Origin of the sequence: Halorubrum sp. GN12_10-3_MGM (assembly GCF_005435235.1) — an archaeon.
Classification (GTDB): Archaea; Halobacteriota; Halobacteria; order Halobacteriales; family Haloferacaceae; genus Halorubrum; species Halorubrum ezzemoulense.
The window spans coordinates 243,197-265,878 of sequence record NZ_SGUB01000002.1; the positions used below are offsets into that span (position 1 = coordinate 243,197).

Annotated in this window: 24 protein-coding genes and 2 tRNA genes; 18 read left to right on the forward strand and 8 right to left on the reverse strand. The window is 70.6% G+C overall.

Features of this window, described 5'->3' with window-relative positions:
- Positions 1-63: 63 nt before the first annotated feature.
- Together EXE47_RS02820 and EXE47_RS02825 are read right to left on the reverse strand one after the other, a co-directional pair.
- Entirely contained in the window at positions 64-564 is a 501-nt protein-coding gene (locus tag EXE47_RS02820) for a hypothetical protein (protein ID WP_089308699.1), read from the reverse strand.
- 184 nt (positions 565-748) lie between these two features.
- Positions 749-1,093, reverse strand: coding sequence for a dihydroneopterin aldolase family protein (locus EXE47_RS02825; protein ID WP_049932849.1), 345 nt, complete (start codon positions 1,091-1,093; stop codon positions 749-751).
- 89 nt (positions 1,094-1,182) lie between these two features.
- On the opposite strand from EXE47_RS02825, the gene EXE47_RS02830 reads away from it, so the two are divergent.
- From EXE47_RS02830 to EXE47_RS02860, 8 genes are all read left to right on the forward strand, one after another.
- Complete coding sequence (locus EXE47_RS02830; RefSeq protein ID WP_089308700.1) at positions 1,183-2,499, forward strand: amidohydrolase; 1,317 nt, start codon at positions 1,183-1,185, stop codon at positions 2,497-2,499.
- 458 nt (positions 2,500-2,957) lie between these two features.
- Positions 2,958-4,400, forward strand: coding sequence for a DNA primase (locus EXE47_RS18390; RefSeq protein WP_089308720.1), 1,443 nt, complete (start codon positions 2,958-2,960; stop codon positions 4,398-4,400).
- 118 nt (positions 4,401-4,518) lie between these two features.
- A complete protein-coding gene (locus tag EXE47_RS02840) occupies positions 4,519-5,808 on the forward strand; it encodes an adenosylhomocysteinase (protein ID WP_089308701.1) in 1,290 nt (429 codons plus the stop codon).
- Between the two features lie 70 nt (positions 5,809-5,878).
- Positions 5,879-6,028 carry a hypothetical protein gene (locus EXE47_RS18635; protein WP_167373095.1) on the forward strand — a complete coding sequence of 50 codons (150 nt, stop codon included), beginning with the start codon at positions 5,879-5,881 and terminating at the stop codon, positions 6,026-6,028.
- A gap of 89 nt (positions 6,029-6,117) precedes the next feature.
- On the forward strand, positions 6,118-6,876 hold the full coding sequence (gene nucS, locus EXE47_RS02845; protein ID WP_089308702.1) for an endonuclease NucS: 759 nt from the start codon (positions 6,118-6,120) through the stop codon (positions 6,874-6,876).
- A 128-nt stretch (positions 6,877-7,004) separates the two neighbouring features.
- Positions 7,005-7,535: a 50S ribosomal protein L16 gene (locus EXE47_RS02850; protein ID WP_004599151.1), complete on the forward strand. Its 531-nt coding sequence runs from the start codon at positions 7,005-7,007 to the stop codon at positions 7,533-7,535.
- A gap of 141 nt (positions 7,536-7,676) precedes the next feature.
- A complete protein-coding gene (locus EXE47_RS02855; protein WP_089308703.1) occupies positions 7,677-9,731 on the forward strand; it encodes a DEAD/DEAH box helicase in 2,055 nt (684 codons plus the stop codon).
- 49 nt (positions 9,732-9,780) lie between these two features.
- Positions 9,781-9,851, forward strand: a tRNA-Pro gene (locus EXE47_RS02860).
- A gap of 503 nt (positions 9,852-10,354) precedes the next feature.
- Here EXE47_RS02860 and EXE47_RS02865 read toward each other — a convergent pair.
- Both EXE47_RS02865 and EXE47_RS02870 read right to left on the reverse strand, forming a co-directional pair.
- Positions 10,355-11,503 carry a DNA cytosine methyltransferase gene (locus tag EXE47_RS02865; protein WP_394338099.1) on the reverse strand — a complete coding sequence of 383 codons (1,149 nt, stop codon included), beginning with the start codon at positions 11,501-11,503 and terminating at the stop codon, positions 10,355-10,357.
- 129 nt (positions 11,504-11,632) lie between these two features.
- Positions 11,633-12,241 carry a carbonic anhydrase gene (locus EXE47_RS02870; protein ID WP_049932855.1) on the reverse strand — a complete coding sequence of 203 codons (609 nt, stop codon included), beginning with the start codon at positions 12,239-12,241 and terminating at the stop codon, positions 11,633-11,635.
- A 218-nt stretch (positions 12,242-12,459) separates the two neighbouring features.
- Between EXE47_RS02870 and EXE47_RS02875 the strand changes: the two genes are divergently transcribed.
- Positions 12,460-12,533 (forward strand) — tRNA-Phe (locus EXE47_RS02875).
- Positions 12,534-12,574: 41 nt separating this feature from the next.
- Here the strand turns inward: EXE47_RS02875 and EXE47_RS18640 are convergent.
- Positions 12,575-12,745, reverse strand: a complete 171-nt coding sequence (locus tag EXE47_RS18640) for a hypothetical protein (protein WP_167373096.1) — start codon at positions 12,743-12,745, stop codon at positions 12,575-12,577.
- Positions 12,746-12,805: 60 nt separating this feature from the next.
- On the opposite strand from EXE47_RS18640, the gene EXE47_RS02880 reads away from it, so the two are divergent.
- Together EXE47_RS02880 and EXE47_RS02885 are read left to right on the forward strand one after the other, a co-directional pair.
- On the forward strand, positions 12,806-13,543 hold the full coding sequence (locus EXE47_RS02880; RefSeq protein ID WP_049932881.1) for an HAD family hydrolase: 738 nt from the start codon (positions 12,806-12,808) through the stop codon (positions 13,541-13,543).
- The gene (locus tag EXE47_RS02885; RefSeq protein WP_089308705.1) at positions 13,540-14,535 is read left to right on the forward strand and encodes a phosphotransferase family protein; all 996 of its coding nucleotides are present in this window, start codon (positions 13,540-13,542) and stop codon (positions 14,533-14,535) included. Before EXE47_RS02880 ends, EXE47_RS02885 begins: the two co-directional genes overlap by 4 nt.
- A gap of 23 nt (positions 14,536-14,558) precedes the next feature.
- On the opposite strand, the gene EXE47_RS02890 is transcribed toward EXE47_RS02885, so the two are convergent.
- Positions 14,559-15,116 carry a hypothetical protein gene (locus EXE47_RS02890; RefSeq protein ID WP_241898000.1) on the reverse strand — a complete coding sequence of 186 codons (558 nt, stop codon included), beginning with the start codon at positions 15,114-15,116 and terminating at the stop codon, positions 14,559-14,561.
- A gap of 212 nt (positions 15,117-15,328) precedes the next feature.
- On the opposite strand from EXE47_RS02890, the gene EXE47_RS02895 reads away from it, so the two are divergent.
- Complete coding sequence (locus EXE47_RS02895; RefSeq protein WP_004599158.1) at positions 15,329-15,523, forward strand: cold-shock protein; 195 nt, start codon at positions 15,329-15,331, stop codon at positions 15,521-15,523.
- 185 nt (positions 15,524-15,708) lie between these two features.
- On the opposite strand, the gene EXE47_RS02900 is transcribed toward EXE47_RS02895, so the two are convergent.
- Positions 15,709-16,023, reverse strand: coding sequence for a 2Fe-2S iron-sulfur cluster-binding protein (locus EXE47_RS02900; RefSeq protein ID WP_049932858.1), 315 nt, complete (start codon positions 16,021-16,023; stop codon positions 15,709-15,711).
- A gap of 161 nt (positions 16,024-16,184) precedes the next feature.
- Between EXE47_RS02900 and EXE47_RS02905 the strand changes: the two genes are divergently transcribed.
- The 4 genes from EXE47_RS02905 to EXE47_RS02920 all read left to right on the forward strand — a co-directional run bounded on the left by EXE47_RS02905 (position 16,185) and on the right by EXE47_RS02920 (position 19,551).
- Positions 16,185-17,297, forward strand: coding sequence for a hypothetical protein (locus EXE47_RS02905; protein WP_089308707.1), 1,113 nt, complete (start codon positions 16,185-16,187; stop codon positions 17,295-17,297).
- 86 nt (positions 17,298-17,383) lie between these two features.
- The gene (locus EXE47_RS02910; protein WP_049932860.1) at positions 17,384-17,767 is read left to right on the forward strand and encodes a DUF5611 family protein; all 384 of its coding nucleotides are present in this window, start codon (positions 17,384-17,386) and stop codon (positions 17,765-17,767) included.
- A 257-nt stretch (positions 17,768-18,024) separates the two neighbouring features.
- Positions 18,025-18,483 (forward strand): universal stress protein, encoded by a 459-nt coding sequence (locus EXE47_RS02915; protein ID WP_049932861.1) that lies wholly within the window; start codon positions 18,025-18,027, stop codon positions 18,481-18,483.
- Between the two features lie 90 nt (positions 18,484-18,573).
- Positions 18,574-19,551, forward strand: coding sequence for an ROK family protein (locus tag EXE47_RS02920; RefSeq protein WP_049932862.1), 978 nt, complete (start codon positions 18,574-18,576; stop codon positions 19,549-19,551).
- Between the two features lie 27 nt (positions 19,552-19,578).
- Here EXE47_RS02920 and EXE47_RS02925 read toward each other — a convergent pair whose 3' ends face one another.
- On the reverse strand, positions 19,579-20,589 hold the full coding sequence (locus tag EXE47_RS02925) for a PrsW family intramembrane metalloprotease (protein WP_089308708.1): 1,011 nt from the start codon (positions 20,587-20,589) through the stop codon (positions 19,579-19,581).
- Between the two features lie 139 nt (positions 20,590-20,728).
- On the opposite strand from EXE47_RS02925, the gene EXE47_RS02930 reads away from it, so the two are divergent.
- Positions 20,729-21,121, forward strand: coding sequence for a hypothetical protein (locus EXE47_RS02930; RefSeq protein ID WP_089308709.1), 393 nt, complete (start codon positions 20,729-20,731; stop codon positions 21,119-21,121).
- A gap of 2 nt (positions 21,122-21,123) precedes the next feature.
- Positions 21,124-22,641, forward strand: coding sequence for a DUF402 domain-containing protein (locus EXE47_RS02935; protein ID WP_089308710.1), 1,518 nt, complete (start codon positions 21,124-21,126; stop codon positions 22,639-22,641).
- Positions 22,642-22,682 lie beyond the last annotated feature (41 nt).

Below are 22,682 nucleotides of genomic sequence, written 5' to 3' on the forward strand. Positions count from 1 at the left end.
TTTTTAAAAATCACCTCGCCGCGCGGCGCCTCGGCGGCCCGCTCGCTGACGTCACCGGCGGCGTCAGCGGATCCGTATCTGCGTGGCGTCCTCGTGGCGCTCGTCGGCGCCGGGGACCGGCACGAACACGGAGATCGTGTGGTCGCCGCGATCGGCCCGGACCGATCGGTCGAGCCCGCCGTCGTCGGCGGTGCGGCGGAAGCGACCGTTCCACGTGGCCGTCGCCCGCTTCGTCTCGCCGGCGCGGAACGACAGCGAAGACTCCTCACCGCGAATGTAGCGTCGCTTGTCGGTGGCTTCCAAGACGCCGTCGACCGCCCACCCCCACGAGCGACGCGTCGTCGTCGGGACCTCGATTGGGACCGGCAGGCGGTTGCGGATGATGACCGTGATCGAGATGGGCTCGTCGGGCGCGTACTCGGCGGCGTCCGTGCTGACGCTCACCTCGAGCGCGCGCCGCGCCACCGCCCGCGGTACGACGCGGCCGAGGGCGGTCGAGAGGTAGTTCTTCGTCTCGTCGAAGCCGGTGCGATCCGTCCGACCGCCGTGGCGTCTGTCGACCATGGGCGTCTCTGAAAGCGGGGAATCGGAAGCGTCGGCCGCGTTCGGATTGCGGTAGGCGGGTCGCGATACTAAGCGTTCGGGTCGACGGCGATCGGGTCCGCGTCGGACAGAGTTGGCCCTGACTCTCCGGACCGCGACGGTCGGACCGGCCGAGTCGGCGCCCCCGGACCGTAACGACTCGCCGTCAGTCGTCGACCACGTCGACCAGTTCCATCAGCGGGTACCCGTCTTCCATCGCCATCCGCGTGTGAACCGTGACGCCCTCGTACGCGATCCGCATCTCCACGTCCATCAGCGAGCCGGTGAGCTCCGTGTAGCCGTTCTCGTGGTCGATCGCGTCGGCGACGCGGTCGTCGTGGATGTCGACGGTCACCGCCTCGCAGTGCGGTTGGTTCTCGATCGCCTCCGCCATCGCGGCCTCCATGCTCCGCGTGCTCGACGGGCTGACCGGCGTGCCGGCGAACTGGTGGTACAGCGAGCCGAACTTGATCCCGGCCTCGAAACACGCCTGCTGGGCGTCGGTTGCCATGCCCGCACTGCGGCGGCGCCGGCCTAAGAGGCTTCGGAGGGGCCCGGCGGAACCGAAGCCGTTTGGTTCGGGGAGCGGGATCGGTCCGTATGAACGCGCTTCGCGTGACGGGCGGCCGCGTCCTCCGCCCCGACGGCTCCGTGACCGAGGCCGACGTGACGATCGACCGCGACGCCGGGCGGATCGTCGAGGTGCGAGACGTGAGCGCGGACGGCGAGGCGCCGCCCGACGCCGACGAGACGCTCGACGCGTCGGGGTCGCTCGTGATTCCGGGGCTCGTCAACGCGCACACGCACGTCGCGATGACGCTGCTCCGCGGGTACGCAGACGACAAACCGCTCGACCCGTGGCTCCGCGAGGACATCTGGCCGGCGGAGGCCGAACTGACGCCGGACGACGTCGAGGCGGGCGCGGAGCTCGGCGCCCTGGAGATGATCCGGTCTGGGACGACCGCGTTCGCGGACATGTACTTCGCGATGGACCGGGTCGCGGACGCCGTCGACCGCGCGGGGCTGCGCGCGCGGCTCGGCCACGGGGTCGTGACGGTCGGCAAGGACGCGGCCGACGCCCGCGCGGACGTCGAGGAGAGCCTCGCGGTCGCCCGCGAACTTGACGGCGCGGCGGACAGCCGAATCCGCACGGCGTTCATGCCGCACTCGCTGACGACGGTCGGCGAGGAGTTCCTCCGCGAGGGGGTCGCGGAGGCGCGGGAGGCGGGCGTTCCGGTCCACCTCCACGCCAACGAGACGGCGGACGAGGTCGACCCGATCGTCGACGAGCGCGGGGAGCGACCGATCGCGTACGCCGAGGACCTCGGCGCGCTCGGCCCGGACGACTTCTTCGCGCACGGCGTTCACGTCGGCGGCGGCGAGATCGACCGGCTCGCCGAGTCGGGAACGGCGGTCGTCCACTGCCCGGCCTCGAACATGAAGCTCGCCAGCGGGATGGCCCCGGTTCAGCGGCTCCGCGAGGCCGGCGTGACCGTCGCGCTCGGCACCGACGGCGCGGCCTCGAACAACGACCTCGACGTGTTCGACGAGATGCGCGACGCCGCCATGCTCGGGAAGCTCGCCGCGGACGACGCGAGCGCGGTCCCTGCGGGGGCGGTCGTTGAGATGGCGACGGCCGGCGGCGCGGACGCCCTCGGACTCCCGGGTGGTCGGATCGAGGCGGGTGCGGCCGCCGACCTCGCCGTCGTCGACCTCGACGCGCCGCACCTGACGCCGGTCCACGACCCCGTCTCGCACCTCGCGTACGCGGCCCGCGGGAGCGACGTGCGCCACACGGTCTGTGACGGCGACATTCTCATGCGCGACCGAGAGGTGCTGACGCTGGACGCCGCGGCCGTACAGGAGCGCGCCGCGGCCGCCGCGAGCGACCTCGTCGACCGCGTGGATTCGGCGTAGCGGACGCACGGCTATTCATGTATAGAACTGCGGTGGCGCGTGCGACTCGCGCCCTGCGGGCGCTCGTCAGCACGCGCGAGGTCGCCGGCGCGTAGCGCCGGCTGCCGGGGAATCTTCGCTTCTCGCTGGAGTCGGCCGACCGGAGGGAGGCCGACGACGCTGGAGAGGCGTGAGGCTGCGGTGCCGGGCGGGGAGGGATTCAAAGGGGCAGCCACGGGGGCTTTGGGCGTGTTCTCTGCGGGAGCGACTCGGAATACGACCGGAGAAACGTGTCGCGCGCGAGCGACGACCGAGCCGAATCGGGGGCGAACTCTGGGGGATCACGACCGAGATACTCGCGTTAACGGCGATCAACCAAAACAGACGCAGCAGCGCCGTTAACCCGGATACAAACCGGATTAAACCGCGTTAAGCGACTTCGCTTTTTATACGGAAAGGGAGACTGGACCCGAGTGGACATGAGCGAACGCACGAGAGCGATCCTACTGGCCGCGGTCGTCGCGCTCGGCGCCGTGACGGGCGTCGCGGCGACGGGCGTCGCGGCCGCCGACGGCGGCCTCGAAGTGGCCGTCGACGACGCGGACGGCGAACCGACGGTCACGGTGACCGAGAACGACACCGCGGTCGAGAACGCGACGGTCGTCGTGAGCGTCGGCGACGATGACGACGAGAACGCGTCGTACGCGGGGACCGGCGAGTACGAGACCGACGCGAACGGCACGGTCGACCTTCCCGCCGCCGAGGAGGACGTCACCGTCGCGGTGACCGCCGCCGCGGGCGACGACACCGCCTCGACGACGGTCGACCTCGAAGCGCCCGACGGCCTCGAACTCGACGTGGAGAACGCCGAGAGCGAGCCCGTCGTCACAGTGACGAACGACGACGACCCGGTCGAGAACGCCTCGGTGAACGTCACGGCCGTCGACGAGAACGCCTCCTACGTCGGCGCGGGCGAGTACGAGACCGACGCGAACGGCACGGTGACGCTGCCGACCGCCGAGGAGGACGTGACGGTGAACGTCACGGCCGAATACGACAACGAGAGCGCCTCGGAGACGGTCGACATCGAGGCGCCCGACGGCCTCGAAGTGGCCGTCGACGACACCGACGGCGAGCCCGTCGTCACGGTCACCGACAACGGCACCGCGGTCGAGAACGCCTCGGTGACCGTCACGACCGTCGACGAGAACGCCACCTACGCCGGCGCGGGCGAGTACGAGACGGACGAAGACGGAACCGTCGGCCTCCCGGCCGCCGAGGAGAACGTCACAGTCGAGGTGACCGCCGCGTACGAGGGCGAGAGCGTCTCGACGACCGTCGACCTCACCGTCGGCGACGAGGACGAGGCCGAGGGGCAGCCGTTCGGCCAGCTCGTCCGGGAGTTCATCGAGGACATCGAGGACCGCGAGGGCGGCATCGGTGGCGCGGTCTCCGACTTCGTGACGGAGAACAACCCCGGTAACGCCCCGGACCACGCGGGCGGCCCCGGCGGTCCGGACGACGCGGACGATGGCGACGACGCCGAGAACGAGACCGACGCGCCCGGTAACGCGCCCGATCACGCCGGTCCCGACGGTGAGGATGACGACGAGCGCGGCCCGCCGTCCGACGCCGACCCTGACCGCGAGGAGGACGACGATGCCGAGGAGACCGAGGGTGACGCTGAAGACGACGACGCCGACGAAGAGGGCGAGGACGCCGACGAGGACGAAGAGGACGAGGAGAGCGCGGAAGACGAAGAGGACGAGGAGAGCGCGGAAGACGAGGCTGAAGACGACGCCGACGAGGAGGAAACGGAAGCCGACGAGGACGCTGACGAAGACGAAGCGGACGAGGAAGCCGACGATGACGACGGCGAGGGCGGACCGCCGGACCACGCGGGCGGCCCGGGCGGAAACTGACGACGCGGTCCGCAGTTCGGTTCGGTAACGCGGGCGACGGTCGCCGAGACCGACTCTCATTTTGCGGACGCACTCCGGTGTCGGCAGGGTTTAGTGCGCCGTGAGCGAACCGAGAGGTATGAGCGAAACCGCGTATCCGCCGGTGTCACAGCACCTCTCCGACGTCGATGCGGCCCGGGAAGAGGGCCGCCGGAAGATGGACTGGGCGCTCCAGCACATGCCGATATTGAACGCGCTGCGCGAGGAGTTCGTCGACGAGCAGCCGCTCGCGGGCGAGACCATCGCGATGGCGATGCACGTCGAGGCGAAGACGGCGAACCTCGTCGAACTGCTCGCCGAGGGCGGCGCCGAGGTCGCGATCACCGGGTGTAACCCCCTCTCGACGCACGACGACGTGTCGGCCACGCTCGACGACCACGAGTCGATCACCTCCTACGCCGTGCGGGGCGTCGACGACGACGAGTACTACGACGCGATGCACGCCTGCATCGCCCACGAGCCGACCGTCACCGTCGACGACGGGATGGACATGGTGAAACTCGTCCACGAGGAGTACCCCGACCTGATCGACTCCATCGTCGGCGGCGCCGAGGAGACGACCACGGGCGTCGACCGCCTGCGCGCGATGGACGCCGACGGCGAGCTCCACTACCCCGTCTTCGCCGTCAACGACACGCCGATGAAGCAGCTGTTCGACAACGTCCACGGCACGGGCGAGTCGTCGCTCGCGACCATCGCGATGACGACGAACCTCTCGTGGGCCGGGAAGAACGTCGTCGTCGGTGGCTACGGCCAGTGCGGGAAGGGCGTCGCCAAGAAGGCGTCCGGGCAGAACGCGAACGTCATCGTCTGCGAGGTCGACCCGCGGAAGGCGCTCGAAGCGCACATGGAGGGGTACGAGGTGCTCCCCATGGAGGAGGCCGCCGCGAAGGGCGACGTGTTCATCACGACGACGGGCAACCGCGACGTGATCACCCGCGAGCACTTCGCGGAGATGAGCGACGGCGTCCTGCTCGCGAACGCCGGCCACTTCGACGTGGAGGTGAACCTCGACGACCTCGACGACCTCGCCGTGGACCGCTACGAGGTCCGCGACGGCGTCGAGGGGTTCGAGATGCCCGACGGCCGCGTCCTCAACGTCATCGCGGAGGGCCGCCTCGTCAACCTCGCCGCGCCCATCGCCTTAGGCCACCCGGTCGAGGTGATGGACCAGAGCTTCGGCGTTCAGGCGGTCGTCGTCCGCGAGCTCGCCGCCAACGGCGACGCGTACGACGCCGGCGTCCACGACGTGCCCGACGAGCTCGATCGCGAGGTGGCGGACATCAAGCTCGCCGCCGAGGGCGTCGAGTACGACGACCTCAGCGACGAGCAGCGCGAGTACATGGGGAGCTGGGAACACGGGACCTGACCCGGCCGGACGGCGACCGCCGAGCCCGCCGGTTCGACCCGCTTTTGTGCCGCGCGACCGTACCGGACGTATGAATCTCACCGCGGTGTTACACTCCGGATTCGGTGTCTCGGTGTTGGCCGGAATCCTCGTCTCCGACACGACGCTTCGCGTCGCCGCGTTCGCGCTCGGCGCGGTCCTCTTCGTCGCCGGCATCGTCGTGTCGCGGCGCGGCGACTGAGACGAGCCGAACGGCGCGTCGCCTCGCCGAACGGTGACGACCGGCCCCGGCTCGCGTCCTTTTTCCCCCGCGACCGCTTACGAGAGCCAGTGACAGTCACGAGCGTCCACGACCCGAGCCACCGCGAGGCCCTCTGGGAGCTGGAGGACGCCTTCGAGCGCGGCGACCTGATCAGCGTCTTCGGCCGCTGTACGGTCAGCTACGAGGGGCGTGCGGCCTCGGACCTGGGCGCCGGCGACCGCCTGCTCGTGTTGAAGCCCGACGGCGCCGCCCTCGTCCACACCGACGAGGGGCGGCAACCCGTCAACTGGCAGCCGCCGGGGTCGGAACACCGCGCCGCGGTGCGCGAGGGACGGCTGCGCGTGCGCTCGACGCGGAGCAACCCCGACGAGACCCTGACCGTCCGCTTCGCGGCCGTCGACCAGCTCTCCGCGATGGCCGTGACCGGCGGCCGCGACCTCACGCTCCACGGGAGCGAGGAGGACCTCCGGACCCGAATCTTGGAGCGCCCCGATCTCGTCGAGCCCGGGTTCGATCCCCGCGAGACCGAACGCCCGTCCAGCGCCGGTCCAATGGACGTCTTCGGCGTCGACGCCGACGGCACGCCGGTCGTCGTCGAGCTGAAGCGCCGCCGGGTCGGTCCGGACGCCGTGGGACAGCTCGCGCGGTACGTCCGGGCGCTCCGCGAGGAGTTGGGGATCGAGGCGAACGACGGCGAGACCGACGACGCGGACTCGCCGGAGGTGCGCGGGATCTTAGTCGCCCCGTCGGTCACCGACCGCGCCGCGGAGCGGCTCGCGGAGCGCGGCTTCGACCACGTCGCGCTCGAACCGACGCCGGAGGAGTGAGCGGGCGGCGTGTCAACGCAGACCGCAATCCGGTGGATCGCCGGCGCTGACTCCCCGAGGAGCCGCGGCGGACGCCTCGCTATCGAAGGGTTTATCGCCGCAGCGCGGGCTACATCGGACAAGTAGCCATGTCTGACAAACCCGCCTCTATGTATCGGACGATCGACAAGCCGTCGTACACCCGCCGCGAGTACATCACGGGTATCCCCGGCTCGAAGATCGCCCAGCACAACATGGGCGACCTCTCCGCGGAGCCGGACGACTACCCCGTCCAGATCAGCCTCCGCGTCGAGGAGGAGCTTCAGGTTCGACACGGGTCGCTTGAGAGCGCGCGCCTCTCGGCGAACCGCCACCTGATCAAGGAGCTCGGCGAGGGCAACTACAAGATGACCCTCCGCAAGTTCCCCCACCAGGTCATCCGAGAGAACAAGCAGGCGACCGGCGCCGGCGCGGACCGCGTCTCCGACGGGATGCGCCAGGCGTTCGGCAAGCCCGTCGGCACCGCCGCGCGGCTTAACAAGGACGACGTCGTGTTCACCGCCTACTGCGACGTCGAGCAGGCCTCCGTCGTGAAGGAGGCGTTCCGCCGCGCGTACAACAAGCTCTCCCCGCCGTGCCGGATCACGGTCGACCGCGGCGAGAAGCTGCTCGTCTCGTAGACCCCTCGACCCCGACCCCGTCCGTGAGGCGGGTTTTTCTCCGCGCGTTCGCGTGACGTAGCCGCGGCGCCGCGTGTCTTCGAACCGGTTCCGATCCCCGAGCCGAACACCTGAAATACCTCGCTCGCGTACCGCACGGCAGTGTCACAGCAGCTGGCCGAGGTCGAGACGCTGTTCCTCCACGAGGCGCGGAGCGACTACACCGTCGTCGCGAACCGCGACGGCAAGCGCGTGCTCCGCGGGCGGCTCGAACTCAAGGAGACCTCCGCGGGCCCACGCCCGGGGAAGTTCCGGGTGATCCGCGACGGGGAGGACCACCCCCGCCAGCCGGACGAGTTCGTCGACCTCGCGCGGGCGGCGGGTCGGATCCGCATCTCCGAGCAGACCTCGCCGGAGAACCGGACGCGGCTGAAGGAGATGCTCGACGGCTACCAGCTGGAGGCGACGGCGGTCCGGACCTGCCGGCGCTGCGCGAGCGACGGGCGCTACGGGCCGATCACGAGCGAGGACGCCATCGACCACAACGGCGAGCTGATCTGTCGGGACTGCGCCCGCCGGGAGTTAGAGCGGGAGCTGTCGTACAAAGGGGAGTTCACGGGCGCGGCCGAGGAACGCCTCGAGGAGCTGCTGTACGAGTCGGGCGACCTCGACCGGATCGTGAGTCTCCTCCAGGGCGGACTCGACCCCGACCTCACGAAGTACGACGAGGTGTCGGCGAACGTCGACGACGTCTCGCCCGTCCGGACCGAAGACTTGGACCTCCATCCGGACCTCTCTTCGCACCTCCAAGGCCGCTTCGAGGATCTACTGCCGGTCCAGAGTCTCTCCGTGCGGAACGGCCTGCTCGACGGCGACGACCAGCTCGTGGTGAGCGCCACGGCGACGGGGAAGACGCTCGTCGGCGAGCTGACCGGGATCGACCGCGCGCTGAAGGGGGACGGGAAGCTGCTCTTCTTGGTCCCGCTCGTCGCGCTCGCCAACCAGAAGCACGAGGACTTCGAGGACCGCTACGGCGACCTGCTCGACGTCTCCATCCGGGTCGGCTCCTCGCGGGTGAACGACGACGGCAACCGCTTCGACCCGAACGCCGACGTGATCGTCGGCACCTACGAGGGGATCGACCACGCGCTCCGGACGGGCAAGGACCTCGGCGACGTGGGGACGGTCGTCATCGACGAGGTCCACACGCTGAAGGAGGGCGAGCGCGGCCACCGGCTCGACGGGCTCATCTCCCGGCTGAAGTACTACAGCGAGGACCGGATGGAGACCCGCGCGGGCTACGACGGGACGCAGTTCGTCTACCTCTCGGCGACCGTCGGGAACCCGGAGTGGCTCGCGGAGAAGCTCCGCGCGACGCTCATCGAGTACGAGGAGCGCCCGGTCCCCATCGAGCGCCACGTCACCTTCGCTGACAGCCGTGAGAAGGCCCAGATCGCCGACAAGCTCGTAAAACGCGAGTTCGACACGAAGTCGTCGAAGGGGTACCGCGGGCAGACGATCATCTTCACCAACTCGCGGCGGCGCTGTCACGAGATCAGCCGCAAGCTCCGGTACGACTCCGCGCCGTACCACGCCGGCCTCGACTACGGGCGCCGGAAGAAGGTCGAGCGCATGTTCGGGAATCAGGACCTCTCGGCGGTCGTCACCACCGCGGCGCTGGCGGCCGGCGTCGACTTCCCCGCCTCACAGGTGATCTTCGACTCGCTGGCGATGGGGATCGAGTGGCTCTCCGTCCAGGAGTTCTCGCAGATGCTCGGGCGCGCCGGACGCCCGGACTACCACGACCGCGGCCGAGTCTACCTCCTCGTCGAGCCGGACGGCGTCTACCACGGGTCGATGGACCGCACGGAGGACGAGGTGGCGTTCACCCTGCTGAAAGGCGAGATGGAGGACGTGGCGACGCACTACGACGAGACCGCGGCCGCCGAGGAGACGCTCGCGAACGTCGTCGTCGCCGGCAAGAAGGCGAAGCGCCTCAACGACCGGATGATCGGCGAGGTCCCCACCAAGCACGCGCTCGGGAAGCTGCTGGAGTGGAACTTCATCGACGGCTTCGAGCCGACGCCGCTCGGCCGCGGGGTGACGCGGCACTTCCTCGCGCCCGACGAGGCGTTCTTCATCCTCGACTCGGTCCGGAAGGGGACCGACCCGTACGACATCGTCGCCGACCTCGAACGGCGCGACGACGAGGAGTGACGACGCGCAACGAAACCCTTTAGCGGCTCTTCGGGGTACGTAGGAGTACGGGACCGTGGGTTAGTGGTATACTCCGAGCCTTGGGTGCTCGTGACCCCGGTTCGAATCCGGGCGGTCCCATTCTGCCGCTGCGAGCAACTCGCGAGCAGCGGCGGTGGAACGGATTCGAAGCAGGGAGTGGAGCGAGCAGCGCGAGCGGAACGACCGAGGTTCGAATCCGGGCGGTCCCATTCTGCTGTTGCGAACAATCCGTGAGCAGTGGCGACTATTTACAAATAAGAGGCGGTGGCGCGTGCCTGCGAGGCCGCCCCGCGGCCGAGCAGCACGCGCGAGGGAGTCAGTCACCGGAGCGAAGCGGAGGCGACTGACGAGGCTGGGGAGGTGTGAGGTGCGGTCGCGGTGCGGGGTGGGACTCAAAAGGGCAGCCGGGAGGCGGGCGCAGGTGACGCAAGCACCGCAGCGAGGGAGCGAACGGAGTGACGAGGAGCGCAGCGAGCGTGCGCCCGCCTCCCGGCTGGGACTTTGGAGGTGTTCACCACTGATCCACCGGCGCCTGTTTATAAATAGACCGCCAGGATTTTGAAATTCCGCACCGCACCACCGATCACTATTTAAAAACGATCTCAGGCCAAGTCAGTCAGCGACTGCTGTTCGTACACGTCGGGGTCGGCGGGGGGCGCGTCCCGGATCTCGGGGTAGTACTCCAGCAGCTGCGTCGCCAGCTCCTCGCCGAGCCGGACCGGGACGGCGTTGCCGATCTGTTTCATCACGTCGGTCTTCGTCCCCTCGAAGACGAACTCGTCGGGGAACGTCTGGAGGCGAGCCATCTCGCGGGGCGTGAGGTACCGGTCCTCACTGGGGTGGATGAAGACGTTCGTGCTCACCGTCAGCGACGGCTCCTCGGGGTCGAGCCGGCGGAGGTACGTCCCGTACCGCTTGACGATCTCCGGCTCGTGCGGGCAGGTGTCGGTGTCCTCGCAGTCGCACTTGTACTTCTTCGTCTTCAGCCGGTCGGGGAGGTCGCGGTAGTAACCGCCCGGGGGAACGTGACGGATGCGTTCGAGCGTCTTCTCGCCGGTGTCGGCGTACGTCATGTTCGGGAGGTCGTCGGTCGCGTCCGCGAGCGCCTCGCCGGCGGTGCGCCAGTGCCCCTCGGGCGTCGTCGGCTCAGGAAAGCGGATCGGCACGTCGCGATTGGTGCCCATGAAGAAGATCCGGCGGCGCTTCTGGGGGACGCCGTACTGTTCGGCCTCCAGCACTCGGTACTCGCACTTGTAGCCGTGCGCCGCGAACTCGTCGACGATGAGGTCTTTCACGTACCGGTCGTCACTGGTCTGGCGGTTGATCAGGTCGCGGACGTTCTCCATCAACACCAACTGTGGTTCGAGGACGGAGACGACCCGGAGGAACTCCTCGAACAGCGTGTTCCGGCGGTCCTTCTCCATCTCGTCGAGCTCGATCTGCTCGTTGTTGAGCCGGCTGAACCCCTGACAGGGCGGCCCGCCGATCACCACGTCGACGCCGTCAGGGTCGTAGCCCGCGCCCGCGGCCGCCTCGCGGATCGCCGGGGCGTCAAGTTCGCGCACGTCCCCTTCGAGGAACTCGGTGTCGGCGAAGTTCCGTCGGTACGTCTCCGCCGCGGGCTCCCACTGGTCGCTCCCGAGGGCCACGTCGAAGCCCGCCCGCTCGAATCCCAAGTCGAGGCCGCCGCAGCCGGAGAAGAAGCCGGCGACCACCGGCGCGTCAGCGTCGGCGTCAGCGCCCACCGGGATCACCTCGGCGATGCGGGGACACGCGTGCTCGATCCATTTCGTGCCTCGATTCGCCGCGGGCGCATAAAAGCGTCACACCTCAGGCCGGGACGGCAGGTTCGCTGGCGGCCGGCGCGTCGTCGTCCGGCGTCAGGCCCGCCGCTCGCTGATCTCCTCGGCGATCCGCTCGTCGGGGCGGCGGAGCTCGCCGGACTCGACCTCGTAGACGTAGCCGGAGACGGTGGTGTCGTCCGGGATGAACGCGGACTCGCGGAGGTACTCGACCTGCGCGGCGCAGGCCGCGTCGATGTCGTCGGTCATCTTCACCCAGTCGAGGAGGTCGGCGTCGCCGATCGTGAGCTCCGGCAGCGACGGGTCGAGGTCCGCGGCGTCGATGTCGCCCGTCTCGGCTTCGAGCCCCTCGCGGATCGCCTCGTCGGGCGCGCTCATCATCCCGCAGTCGGTGTGGTTGATAACGACGATCTCGTCGGTGTCGAAGAAGTTCGTCGTGAGCGCGGCCGACCGGATCACGTCGTCGGTCACCTTCCCGCCGGCGTTGCGGAACACCTGCGCGTCGCCGAGGTCGATGCCGAGCGCCTCCTCGATCGGGATTCGCTCGTCCATACAGGCGACGACGAGGAGGTTCTTATCGGTCGGGATCCCTTTCCGGCGGCGGCGCGCCCAGTCGTCGCGCTCGTCGACCGCGGCGTCGAGATGTTCGTGGTGCGCGTCGTGGTCGGCGTGGTCGTGCGATGGCATCGCTCGATCGGAGGGGTGGGAGAAAGGGGATCGTTGCGAAAACCGAGATCCCCGCCGTCGACGCGGATCGGCGGCGATATCGTCCGATATCGAGGACGCGTGGCAGATCGGTCGATCCGGATTCGACCGACGCGGGCGGGTCGAGGCGTCGACCGAGGCGGTCCGCCCGCGGCCTTTCGAAATCCTTTTGTCCCGAATCGGCATTGATGTGAGTGCGAGCCGCCTTAGCTCAGACTGGGAGAGCACTCGACTGAAGATCGAGCTGTCCCCCGTTCAAATCGGGGAGGCGGCATATTCTGAACCCGCGAGCGACAGCGAGCGGACGACCGCGGGTCACTCGTCGTCGACGAGGACGGTCGCGAGGCGGTCGCCGCAGTGCGGGCAGTTCAGCGTCTGCCAGGTGTCGGGATCCAGATCGCCGAACGGCTCGGACCGGCGCGCGTCCGCGGCGGCGACGCTCGCGCCGCAGGTCTCGCAGTCGTGGGTGTCGTCGGGATCGGTCATCGCCGGGCGTACGGGCGCCTCGGCGAAACCGACTTCGCCGCGCGGCGCCTCCGATCGTCCATGAGCCGGTTCGCGGCGGTGGCGTTCGACCTCGACGACACGCTGTGCCGCCACGACCACGACGTGGACGCCCTCTACCGCCGGGCGTTCGAGGAGGCGGGCGTGGAGCCGTTCGGCGAGCCGGAGGAGCTGTGGCCCCTCCTCGACGGCCCGCCGGACCCCGACGATCGCGTCGGCTACCTCGGCGCGGGGTTCGCGCGGTTGGCGGCGCAACACGGGAGAGACGTGGACCCCGTCGCGCTCGCGGCGGCGTTCGAGGCGGTCGCGGACGAGTCGCGGGTGGCGTACCTGCCGGGCGCGACCGAGGCGCTGGCGGCCGCGGCGGCGGCGGGTCCCGTGGGCGTGCTCACGAACGGTCCCGAGGACCGCCAGCGGGCGAAGATCGAGGCGCTCGGGTTGGACGATCTCGTCGACGCGATCGTGTACGCCGGGGACCTGCCCCGCCGGAAGCCGCACGCGGAACCGTTCGAGCGGCTGACCGCGGCGCTGTCGGTCGATGCCGAAGAGACGCTGTACGTCGGGAACTCGCTGTCGTACGACGTCGCGGGCGCGCACAACGCCGGGCTCCGGTCCGCGTGGCTCCGCGCGAGTCCCGACGACGCGCCCGGCGCGTACGGGCCGGACCACGTCGTCGACTCGTTAGCGGAGATCGCGGACCTGCTGGCCGAGGGGCGCGGAGCCGACGGCCGCGAGCCCGGAGGCGAAGCAGCGGCGACCGAGCCGGAGGAGAGTCGGTGAGCGACGCGGTCAGGGGTCGCGCCCTCGCCAAGGCGAGACCGGGGGCGACGGTCGCGAGCGTCGAACCGCTCGGGCGGGGGAACCGCAAGCGGACGGAGGTGGTGCGATTCGAGAGCGCCGCGCCGGTGGTCGTCCAACGCTCCGAAACGCCGGCCGCGACCCGGACCGAGGCGGCGCTGCTGACGGCGATCGGCGATCGGACGGACGTGCCAGTTCCCCGGCCGCTCGGCGAGGGCGTCGACGACGGGACGGGGTGGTTCGTGACGCGGCTGGTCGACGGCCGCGACCTCCACGAGGCGTTCGTCGACCTCGGTCCGGCGGACCGGCGGGGGGTCGCGCGGGCGTTCGGTCGGTGGCTCGCGGCGCTCCACGAGGCGTTTCGGTTCTCGGGGTGCGGGCGGCTCGCGGTCGACGGCGCGGCGGGCGGCGGAGCGATCGACGCGGAGTCGGTCCTCGGACGCGACGCGTCGCTGTCCGTCCGCGATCCGGTCGGCGCCGACGAGTGGCTCCGGGAGTTCGGGGAGCGACACGCCGACCGGCTCCCCGAGGAGTTCGACGGGCTCCGCGCTCGGCTTCGGGACGCGTTCCGGGAGTCGACCGCGTCCGACACCGATCCGCGGCTGTTCCCGTGGGACTTCCGCCCGGGGAACGCCCTCGTCGCGGACGGCGCGGTGACGGCCGTCCTCGACTGGGAGGCGCCGCTGGCCGCCCCGCGTGGCGTGTCGGTCGCGAAGACCGAACACCTCGTCGTCGACTGGTACGTGCCGGCGGCCGAGACCGGGCCGCTCAGGCGGGCGTTCCGCGACGGCTACGAGTCCGTCGCGCCGCTCCCGCGCGTCGAGCGTGCCCACCGCGCCGCGGCCGTCGCGAGCGCGGTCGTCGACGGCGAGGGCGTGGTGACGAACCCGCGCTACCCGCCGGTCGACCGCGACGCGGCGGTCGAGTTCCACCGACGGGCGCTTCGGCGCGCGCTGGACAACGGACCCGGATAGACCACTCCGAGACGAGGCGCCGGTCAGTACAGCGCCGTGGCCGCGAGGATGCCGGCGGTCTGGCCGAGGCCGACGAGCGCGATGCCCGCGACCGTCCCCGCCGCGGAGCCGGCGAACGCGGCGACGACCGCGCCCACGACCGAACACGCGGCCGCGGCGTGGTGGACGGTCGAGCGCGGGGCCGTCGCGTCGCGAAGCCCCGTGTAGACGAACGCCGGCGCGGGCAGGAGCATCCAGCCGTAGAAGGCGACGGCGAGGAGCGCGCCGGTCGGGAGCGCGGCCGCGAGCCCGGCCCCGTCGCGTGCGAGGAACCCGAGGACGCCCGCGAGCGTGACCGGGGTCCCCGCGAGGATCACCAGCTTCCACGCGCGGAGGACTCCCGTCGCCATGTCGCGCCACGAGGCGACGACGAAGGCGACGAGCAGGGCGCTCATGACGACGTGCGCGACGAACAGCGCGTGGAGGGAGACCGCACCGAGGACCGCCGCCGCGGCGACGCCCCACGCCGCGGGGACCAGCAGCGCGGGACCGTTCTCGCGGAGCGTGATGGCGGGGCCGTCCGCTTGGTACTCGTGTGACACGTTGGTCGCTTCCGCGCCGAGGAATATAAACGTCGGCGTCCGGTGGGGCGCCGAAGAACGACACGATCCGGTCTCGCTCGCGCCGCGAATCTGTTGTTCGGGCAGTGTTCGCTGATAAAGTTTCGGTTATTCGGAAACGATCGTCTAGAGAGAGTCGTGGTAACTGTACACTCGCAATCCTTATGACCCGACAGGGCCTCTCTCTATTCGCAATGGCGACCGGAAAGGTTGATTTCTTCAACGACACTGGCGGCTACGGATTTATCGAGACTGACGACGCGGACGACGACGTGTTCTTCCACATGGAAGACGTCGGCGGCCCGGACCTCGAAGAGGGTCAGGAGCTCGAGTTCGACATCGAGTCCTCCGAGAAGGGTCCCCGCGCGACGAACGTCGTTCGGCAGTAAGCCGATCCGAGAAGGTGGGTCGGTCCGGCTGACGCCGAACGCGACTCTGACACACGGTATCAAACGTTTTCGTCCGCGTCGCGGGCTCGCGTCCGCCGCGGTCGTATTTTACGCTCGACGAGCGCCCCGCTCGTCGCGTGCGCGCGTCGTACCCGGAGAAGAGATGAGAGCGACCGCGTCCGCGCTCAGATGTGTTGCCCGAAGAGCCCGCGGCCCTTCGTCACCTCGACGTCGCCCTCGACTTTCGTCTGACAGGAGAGGCGGACGTCGTGGTTCGGGTGGTGCGGCGGGAGCCAGAGACGGGCCTTCTCCTTCTTGCTCGGCTCGCTGACCTCGCCGTCGACCTGGACCGCACAGGAGCCGCACGACCCGGAACCGCGGCAGTTAAGCTGTTCCATCTTGCCGTTGTAGACGGAGAGACCGGCCTCTTTGAGCACGTCGCGCAGATTGGCGCCCTTCTCGCACTCGATTTCCTCGCCCTTGTAGGATACAGTAGGCATGTCGACTCACGGTACGCGAGCGATCCACAAAAGAGTCTGTGTCCGCGGGGCGCGGCGACCGGAACCGCGAGCGCCGACCGCGGCACGTCCAGAAATGCTCGTGTGCCGAGCGTCGGACGCCGACGGGGCGTTTTTTACCCTCGGCACCGCAGGGTGGCACAATGGGACTCAGGTGTCTGCTCGGACACGACTTCGGCGAACCCGAACTCCAGCGCGAGCGCGAGGAGGAGGGCGACGAGGTCGTCACGACCGTCAAGGAGGTGAAGACCTGCGCTCGCTGCGGCGAGACGCAGATCGTCAGCGAGAATACCGAGGTGACGACGATGGAGCAGCTGGCGGACGAGGCCGCCGCGAACGTTGGCGGCGAGACCGCCGGCGCGTCGGCCGCGGCGCCGACGCGCGACGACGCCCCGGACGCTGCCGAGGAGGGCGCCGGACCCGGCACGGCGTCGGGAGGGGTCGGTGCGGCCGACGCCGGGACGGCGGACGAGGGCGTGACCCTCGACGAGGAGCCCGGAGCGGGGAGCGACGACGCGGTGATCCTCGACGACGGGGCCGCGGCCGACGAGCCGGCGGGGCCGACCGGCGCCGCTCCGGCCGCGGACCGCGTCGACGCGGCGACGGGCGCGGCGGACGGTCCGAACGCGCCGGACGAGGCGGGCTCGCCGGACGGAGCAGATCCGGCGGACGAGGACACGGAGGTGTTGGGCGCGGGCGGCGAGTCGGCGTCCGCGCCGTCGCCCCCGGCCGAGACCGAGTCCGGTGCCCCCTCGGGCGACGAGGCGGACGCGGAGAGCGACGACGGCGTGATCCTCGACGAGGACGAGGAGCCGGCCGACGACCGGGAGCGGGGCGCGTGGCCGGAGGTCGACGAGGAGGACGCCGGCGCCGACGGAGCGACCGCGTGGCCCGATCACGGCGGCGAAGACGAGGGGTTCAGCGCGGAGGTCGGTGAGGGCGGTGACGCCGACGTCGAGTTCGGCGGCGGGCTCACCCCGGAGGCCGCGAACGGGCGGGAAGAGCAGGAATCGGCGACGGAGTACGTCGAGGCGCCCGACGACGGCGAGGGCGCCACGTTCGACGCCGGCGGCGAGGGCGGGACGGGGATCACCCGGGGCGAGAGCCCCGAGTTGGAGACGGTGGGCGACGACGCCCCGACGGAGTACTACTGTCCCGAGTGCGGGATGGTCCGGGCGGCGGACGGGAGTTCGATGCGCGCGGGAGACATCTGTCCGGAGTGTAAGCGCGGGTACGTCGACGAGCGTCCTCGGTAGGCGAAGCGGAAGCGGGCCGTTCGGGCCGAACCCGCCGAGCGGCCGTGACGAAACTGGTTTACGCCGGCCTGTCGAACGGTCGCGGCATGAAGGAGTACAAGATGCGCCGCGGCGAGCATCTGGACGACCGCATGCCGGACCTGAAGGGTTCGATCGAGGAGTACTTCGGCGAGGTCACCGGCACCGAGGAGTGGGAGGGGCACGAGCTGTACGTCGTCGCCGACCCCGACAACCCGGTGTTCGAGCGCATCGTCGCGGGCGCCGCCGAGTACGGGAGCAAGAAGGACAAGCTGGCGGTCCACTTCGAGGAGCGCCCCGCCGAGGACGTCATCGCGGAGGGGAACGCCGACGCCGCCGCGGACGCCGTCGACGCGAAAAACGACTTCCTCCTGGAGGCGACCGGGCGCGACGCGAAGTCGCGCCGCGACTCGCTGAAGCGCGAAGTCGAGGACGACGCCCCCGATTACTGAGCGGTTTCTGCGGCGACCGGTTCTCGTCCGTCGAGGAAAGCGCGGAGCCCGCTAGCGTCCCGCTCGCGCGACTGAACCCCGCGAGAGAGTTGTCACCGTCGTTGAAACGTCGTCGCCTCCTCACGGGAAGCGTCATCGCCCGACGAGAATCGGCTCCACTCGGCGGTGAGACTGTCAGGATCGATCTTGTGAATATTTATTCAGATTTGAGTTAAAACTCCGGCACTTTTAAGACGTACGGGGACGAAACGGTGTGTATGAGCATTGAGACGGTCGTGCTGGCGGTCGGATCGGAGGACGGGAAACGCGTCGAGCGGCTCGCCGAGGAGATCATCTCCGTCGCCGAGCCGGCGGACGCCGAGGTCGTGTTGACCCACGTGTTCGACAGGGAGGAGTTCGACGAGACCAGCGCGAAGCTCGGGTTTGAGCCGGAGAGCGAAAGCTCGACGCCCGACGCCATCGCGGAGCGACACACCACCACCCGGAAGCTCTCGGAGGCGCTCTCCGAGGCCGGCGTGCGACACTCCGTCCGGGGCGCGGTGGGAGACCTCGCGGACGAGGTCGTCGAGACGGCCGAGGGCCTCGAAGCCGACCGCGTCGTGGTCGGCGGACGGCACCGCTCGCCGACCGGGAAGGCCGTCTTCGGCAGCGTCGCGCAGGAGGTCATGCTCTCGGCGCCGTGCCCGGTCACCTTCGTCCGCGAGCCGGCGTCGTAACGCGGTTTCGCGGTACGGACCCCGTTTGTTATTCACGGTCGACCGCGCGAAGCGTCCCGCTTAAGTGAGACGGGTCCGCGCTTACACCCGATGTACTACGTGGGCGTCGACCTCGGGGCGACGAACGTCCGGGCGGCCGTCGGCGACGAGAGCGCGGCGGTCCTCGGCTCCGCGTCGCGGGGTACGCCGCGGGGACCGAACGGCATCGCCGTCACCGAGGCCGTGTTGGAGGTGGTCCGCGGGGCCTGTACGGACGCGGGAATCGCGCCGAGCGAGGCGGTCGCGGCCGGGATCGGCTCCATCGGTCCGCTCGATCTGGCGGAGGGGGTCGTCCAGGGGCCCGCGAACCTCCCGGACACGGTCGAGCGCATCCCGCTCGTCGGGCCGGTCGGTCGGTTGCTCGACACCGACGAGGTGTACCTCCACAACGACACCATCGCGGGCGTCATCGGCGAGCGGTTCCACTCCGAGCGCAACCCCGACGACATGGTGTATCTCACCATCTCCTCGGGGATCGGCGCGGGCGTCGCCGTCGACGGGAACGTCCTCTCGGGGTGGGACGGCAACGCCGGCGAGGTCGGCCACATGACCGTCGACCCGCACGGGTTCATGACCTGCGGCTGCGGGCTCGACGGCCACTGGGAGGGGTACTGCTCGGGCAACAACATCCCGAAGTACGCCCGGGAGCTCCACGAGGAGGACCCCATCGAGACGATCCTCCCGATCGAGGACCCCGACTTCTCCGCGGTCGACGTGTTCGAGGCGGCGGGCGAGGACACCTTCGCCGACCACGTGATCGACCAGGTCGCCCACTGGAACGCCATGGGGATCGCCAACATCATCCACGCGTACGCGCCGCTCGTCGTGAGCGTCGGCGGCGCGGTCGCGCTCAACAACCCCGACCGCGTCCTCGACCCGATCCGCGAGAAGCTCCCGGAGATGGTGTTCATCAACGTCCCGGAGGTTCGACTCACCGACCTCGGCGACGACGTCGTGGTGAAAGGCGCCCTCGCGAGCGCGCTGACGGGCGGGACCGGCGACCGGGCGCGCGTCGAGAACGCGCCCTGACCGAGCGCGGCGACGACGGCCCGCGGGCTACTGCTCGAACTCGTCGAGCTCCGGTTCCACGTCGGCGCCGACCGCGTCGCGCGTGTCGAGGTACGCGTCGCGGTACCGCCAGATCTTCCGGAGGAGGACGTACCCGAACGCGCCCTGGAAGACGATGACGAAGCCGAACAGCGCGAGGACCTGCGGGAGGCCGAAGAGTCCCGCGGCGACGCCGGTCACCGGACCGACGAGCGTGTTGTACAGCGCGTGGATCGCCGCCGCGAGGACGAGCCCCTTGACGATGATCGGGCCGCGCTTCCCGGGATTGAACTTCGCGAGCCCGAGGTAGTAGCCCGCGAACGCCGAGTAGACGACGTGTCCCGGTCCCGCGAGCGCCCGGAGCGCGGCGATGCCGTCGCCGGCGCCCAGCGCCGCGATGCCGACCGTCAGCTCCGCCATGTCGACGTTCTGGGCGATGTACACGAAGTTCTCGATGACGACGAAGCCGAGCCCCGCGATGGCGCCGTAGACGGCGCCGTCGATGACGGCGTCGAAGCGGGCGTCGGTGTACGCGTACAGCCGCACCGCGAGCAGCTTCACCGACTCCTCTATCGGGCCGACGACGACGAAGAAGAACACGACGATTCCGAGGAAGCCGAGCGGCCGGAAGTACGGCTGGAGCACGCTGTTCAGGATCGCCGCGAACGTCGCGGTGAGGATAGAGAGGAGGAACGTCGCCACGAGGAGCGACAGCGGCTCGCCGGTCGTCACGTCCGAGACGTACACGTACGCGGCCAGCCCCAGAGCGGGGATCACGGAGAGCCCGAGGAGGACCGCGATGGCCGGGTCGAAGAGGAGCCCGAGTCCGAACGAGCCGAGGATCGCCAAGAGTCCGACGAACGCGACGAGGACGACCCCGGCCTTCGCGGAGCGCGTGAGGAGCCAGTACAGCGCGACCGACAGCCCGTCGAGAGAGGTGCGCTCCTCCCACGTCGCGACGTCGTAGAGGTCGCGGTCGTCGTCGGCCCGAGACGCGATCGGGTCCTCGTCGCTTGGCATGGCCCCCGTTTCGCCCCCCGGTGACTTAACGGATTGGCGGAACCGGACGGGCGCGCTGAGGGCGGTGGGCGGGATGCGTCACCGACCGCGCTCGCTCCGCGGCCGACAGGATTGAAACCGCGGCGGACGAAGGTCGGGTATGCACTTCGATCCGCGGGTCCAGCGCGCCCTGAAGGAGGCCGGGCTGGACGCCGACGCCGTCGCCGACGCCTCGGACCGAGTCGCCGAACTCGTCGCCCGCGACGCCGACCGCCTCCGGGAGTTCTTCGACGGCGACGACCCGTACTACTCGGACATGGAGATGGCGCACAGCGCGGCGTCGAGACAGGAGCACGCGAGCGCCGACGTGGACCTGTTCACCCACGGGAGCGACCTCCGCGGGTACCTCTCGCTCGACGGGTGGGGCGTCCCGGTCGAGGGCGGGCGGGTCCTCCGCGAGGCCGACGACGGCGCCCCGGTCGTCGTCGAACTCTCGCTCGGCGACACGGTGAACGACCGCGTGCGGTTCGCGCGCGAGCGCGCGGAGCTGTGACGATGGCGCGAGCCCGCGTCCGCGGCATCTACGCGACGGCGCTCACCGCGCGCCTGCTCGACGCCGGCCACGAGGTGGTGGACGCCTCGCCGCCGATCCGCCGGCGGTTCGACGCCGAGTTCGGGACCGAGCCGCCGACCGTCCGGATCGGGACGAGCGCGGACCGGCAGGGGGTCGGCGCGCACGGCGACGCCGGCGCGCTCGGCGCGGTCCGAGATCTCCTGACCGACGCGGGCCGCGACGCGCTCGCGTGGCCCGACCCGACGCCGCCGGGGACCGTCCTCGACGGCGAGGTGACGGAGACGCTCGGCGGCGGCGCGGTCGTCGACCTCCGAGTCGGCGGCGGGCGAGTCGGCGGCGAGGGCGGCGACGTGACGGGCACGCCCGCCGCGGCCGTCGAGGGGTACCTCCCGTACGGGGCCGTCGACGCCCGGGTCGAGACGGGGGACGCGGTCCGGGTCCAGGTGCGCGAGTCGGCCGCGCCGTGGACGGACCGTCGCCCCGAACTCGCCGGGGAGTTGCGGGTCGGCGGCGACCTCGTCGCGCTCGAACCGGGGTCCGGGACGCGGGTCGACGCCCGGGACGACGAGGCCGCCCGAGAGCTGTCCGGGATGCTCGACCTGCTCGACCTCGAACCGCCGACGGGCTGGCGGGCGGTGTGGCAGCCCGCCGCCGTCGACGCCGACACGGAGGCGCTGACCGCGGGCCTCGACGCGGCCGTCGAGGCCGCCGAGGGGCTACGCGCGGCGACCGGAGCGGACGACGAGAGTGGAGTCGACGACGGGACCGGAGACGGGCTCGGCGTCGTCAGCGACCGGAGCCGGCTCCGCGACGCCCCGCTCGCCGCGCCGAACGCCGGCGTCTGGGTCTGGTTCGGCCGCGAGAGCCGGTCGGGACTCGACGACGCGCGGCGGACCGCGACCGCGACGATGCCCGGCCACCACCGCGTGAAGGCGGGGTCGGCGGACGCCTCGGCCGGCGTCGACCTCGCGGAGGCGCTCTGCGACCCCGCTCCCGACGCCGAGTTCCCGTTCGCGGTCGTGGCCGACGCGTTCGGCCCGCGCGAGGGCGACGCGCTCCGGATCGACCACGGGAAGCCCGACGGCCGGCTGATCACCCTCGGCGAGGGGACGGTGACGGGAGTCGACGCCGACGGGACCGTCACCGTCGAGCGCGAGATGACCGGCGGGGGGACCTACGACGGGCTCGGCGTCGACCGCGAGGCCGGCGACGTCGCCGAGACGAGCCTGAAGGAGGGGCGCTGGTGGTACCCGACGACGTACCGCGGCCGCGACGGGACGGTCCGCGGGACGTACGTCAACGTCTGTACGCCCGTCGAGGTGTTCCCCGACGCGGCCCGCTACGTGGACCTCCACGTCGACGTGATGAAACACCCCGACGGGACGGTCGAGCGCGTCGACGACGAGGAGCTGACCGAGTCGGTCGCGGCCGGCCACACCCCCGAGGCGCTGGCCGAAAAGGTGCGGAGCGTCGCGTCGGCGCTGGAGAACGCGCTGTAGAGGTGGATCGGCGGGCGGCGGTCCGGGCGCCGAGGCGCGTC

Excerpts from the sequence above, each read along its gene's own strand:
- EXE47_RS02820 (WP_089308699.1), bottom strand. The coding sequence starts at position 564 with ATGGTCGACAGACGCCACGGCGGTCGGACGGATCGCACCGGCTTCGAC.
- EXE47_RS02825 (WP_049932849.1), bottom strand. The coding sequence starts at position 1,093 with ATGGCAACCGACGCCCAGCAGGCGTGTTTCGAGGCCGGGATCAAGTTC.
- EXE47_RS02830 (WP_089308700.1), top strand. The coding sequence starts at position 1,183 with ATGAACGCGCTTCGCGTGACGGGCGGCCGCGTCCTCCGCCCCGACGGC.
- EXE47_RS18390 (WP_089308720.1), top strand. The coding sequence starts at position 2,958 with ATGAGCGAACGCACGAGAGCGATCCTACTGGCCGCGGTCGTCGCGCTC.
- EXE47_RS02840 (WP_089308701.1), top strand. The coding sequence starts at position 4,519 with ATGAGCGAAACCGCGTATCCGCCGGTGTCACAGCACCTCTCCGACGTC.
- EXE47_RS18635 (WP_167373095.1), top strand. The coding sequence starts at position 5,879 with ATGAATCTCACCGCGGTGTTACACTCCGGATTCGGTGTCTCGGTGTTG.
- EXE47_RS02850 (WP_004599151.1), top strand. The coding sequence starts at position 7,005 with ATGTCTGACAAACCCGCCTCTATGTATCGGACGATCGACAAGCCGTCG.
- EXE47_RS02870 (WP_049932855.1), bottom strand. The coding sequence starts at position 12,241 with ATGCCATCGCACGACCACGCCGACCACGACGCGCACCACGAACATCTC.
- EXE47_RS18640 (WP_167373096.1), bottom strand. The coding sequence starts at position 12,745 with ATGACCGATCCCGACGACACCCACGACTGCGAGACCTGCGGCGCGAGC.
- EXE47_RS02880 (WP_049932881.1), top strand. The coding sequence starts at position 12,806 with ATGAGCCGGTTCGCGGCGGTGGCGTTCGACCTCGACGACACGCTGTGC.
- EXE47_RS02895 (WP_004599158.1), top strand. The coding sequence starts at position 15,329 with ATGGCGACCGGAAAGGTTGATTTCTTCAACGACACTGGCGGCTACGGA.
- EXE47_RS02900 (WP_049932858.1), bottom strand. The coding sequence starts at position 16,023 with ATGCCTACTGTATCCTACAAGGGCGAGGAAATCGAGTGCGAGAAGGGC.
- EXE47_RS02905 (WP_089308707.1), top strand. The coding sequence starts at position 16,185 with ATGGGACTCAGGTGTCTGCTCGGACACGACTTCGGCGAACCCGAACTC.
- EXE47_RS02910 (WP_049932860.1), top strand. The coding sequence starts at position 17,384 with ATGAAGGAGTACAAGATGCGCCGCGGCGAGCATCTGGACGACCGCATG.
- EXE47_RS02915 (WP_049932861.1), top strand. The coding sequence starts at position 18,025 with ATGAGCATTGAGACGGTCGTGCTGGCGGTCGGATCGGAGGACGGGAAA.
- EXE47_RS02920 (WP_049932862.1), top strand. The coding sequence starts at position 18,574 with ATGTACTACGTGGGCGTCGACCTCGGGGCGACGAACGTCCGGGCGGCC.
- EXE47_RS02925 (WP_089308708.1), bottom strand. The coding sequence starts at position 20,589 with ATGCCAAGCGACGAGGACCCGATCGCGTCTCGGGCCGACGACGACCGC.
- EXE47_RS02930 (WP_089308709.1), top strand. The coding sequence starts at position 20,729 with ATGCACTTCGATCCGCGGGTCCAGCGCGCCCTGAAGGAGGCCGGGCTG.
- EXE47_RS02935 (WP_089308710.1), top strand. The coding sequence starts at position 21,124 with ATGGCGCGAGCCCGCGTCCGCGGCATCTACGCGACGGCGCTCACCGCG.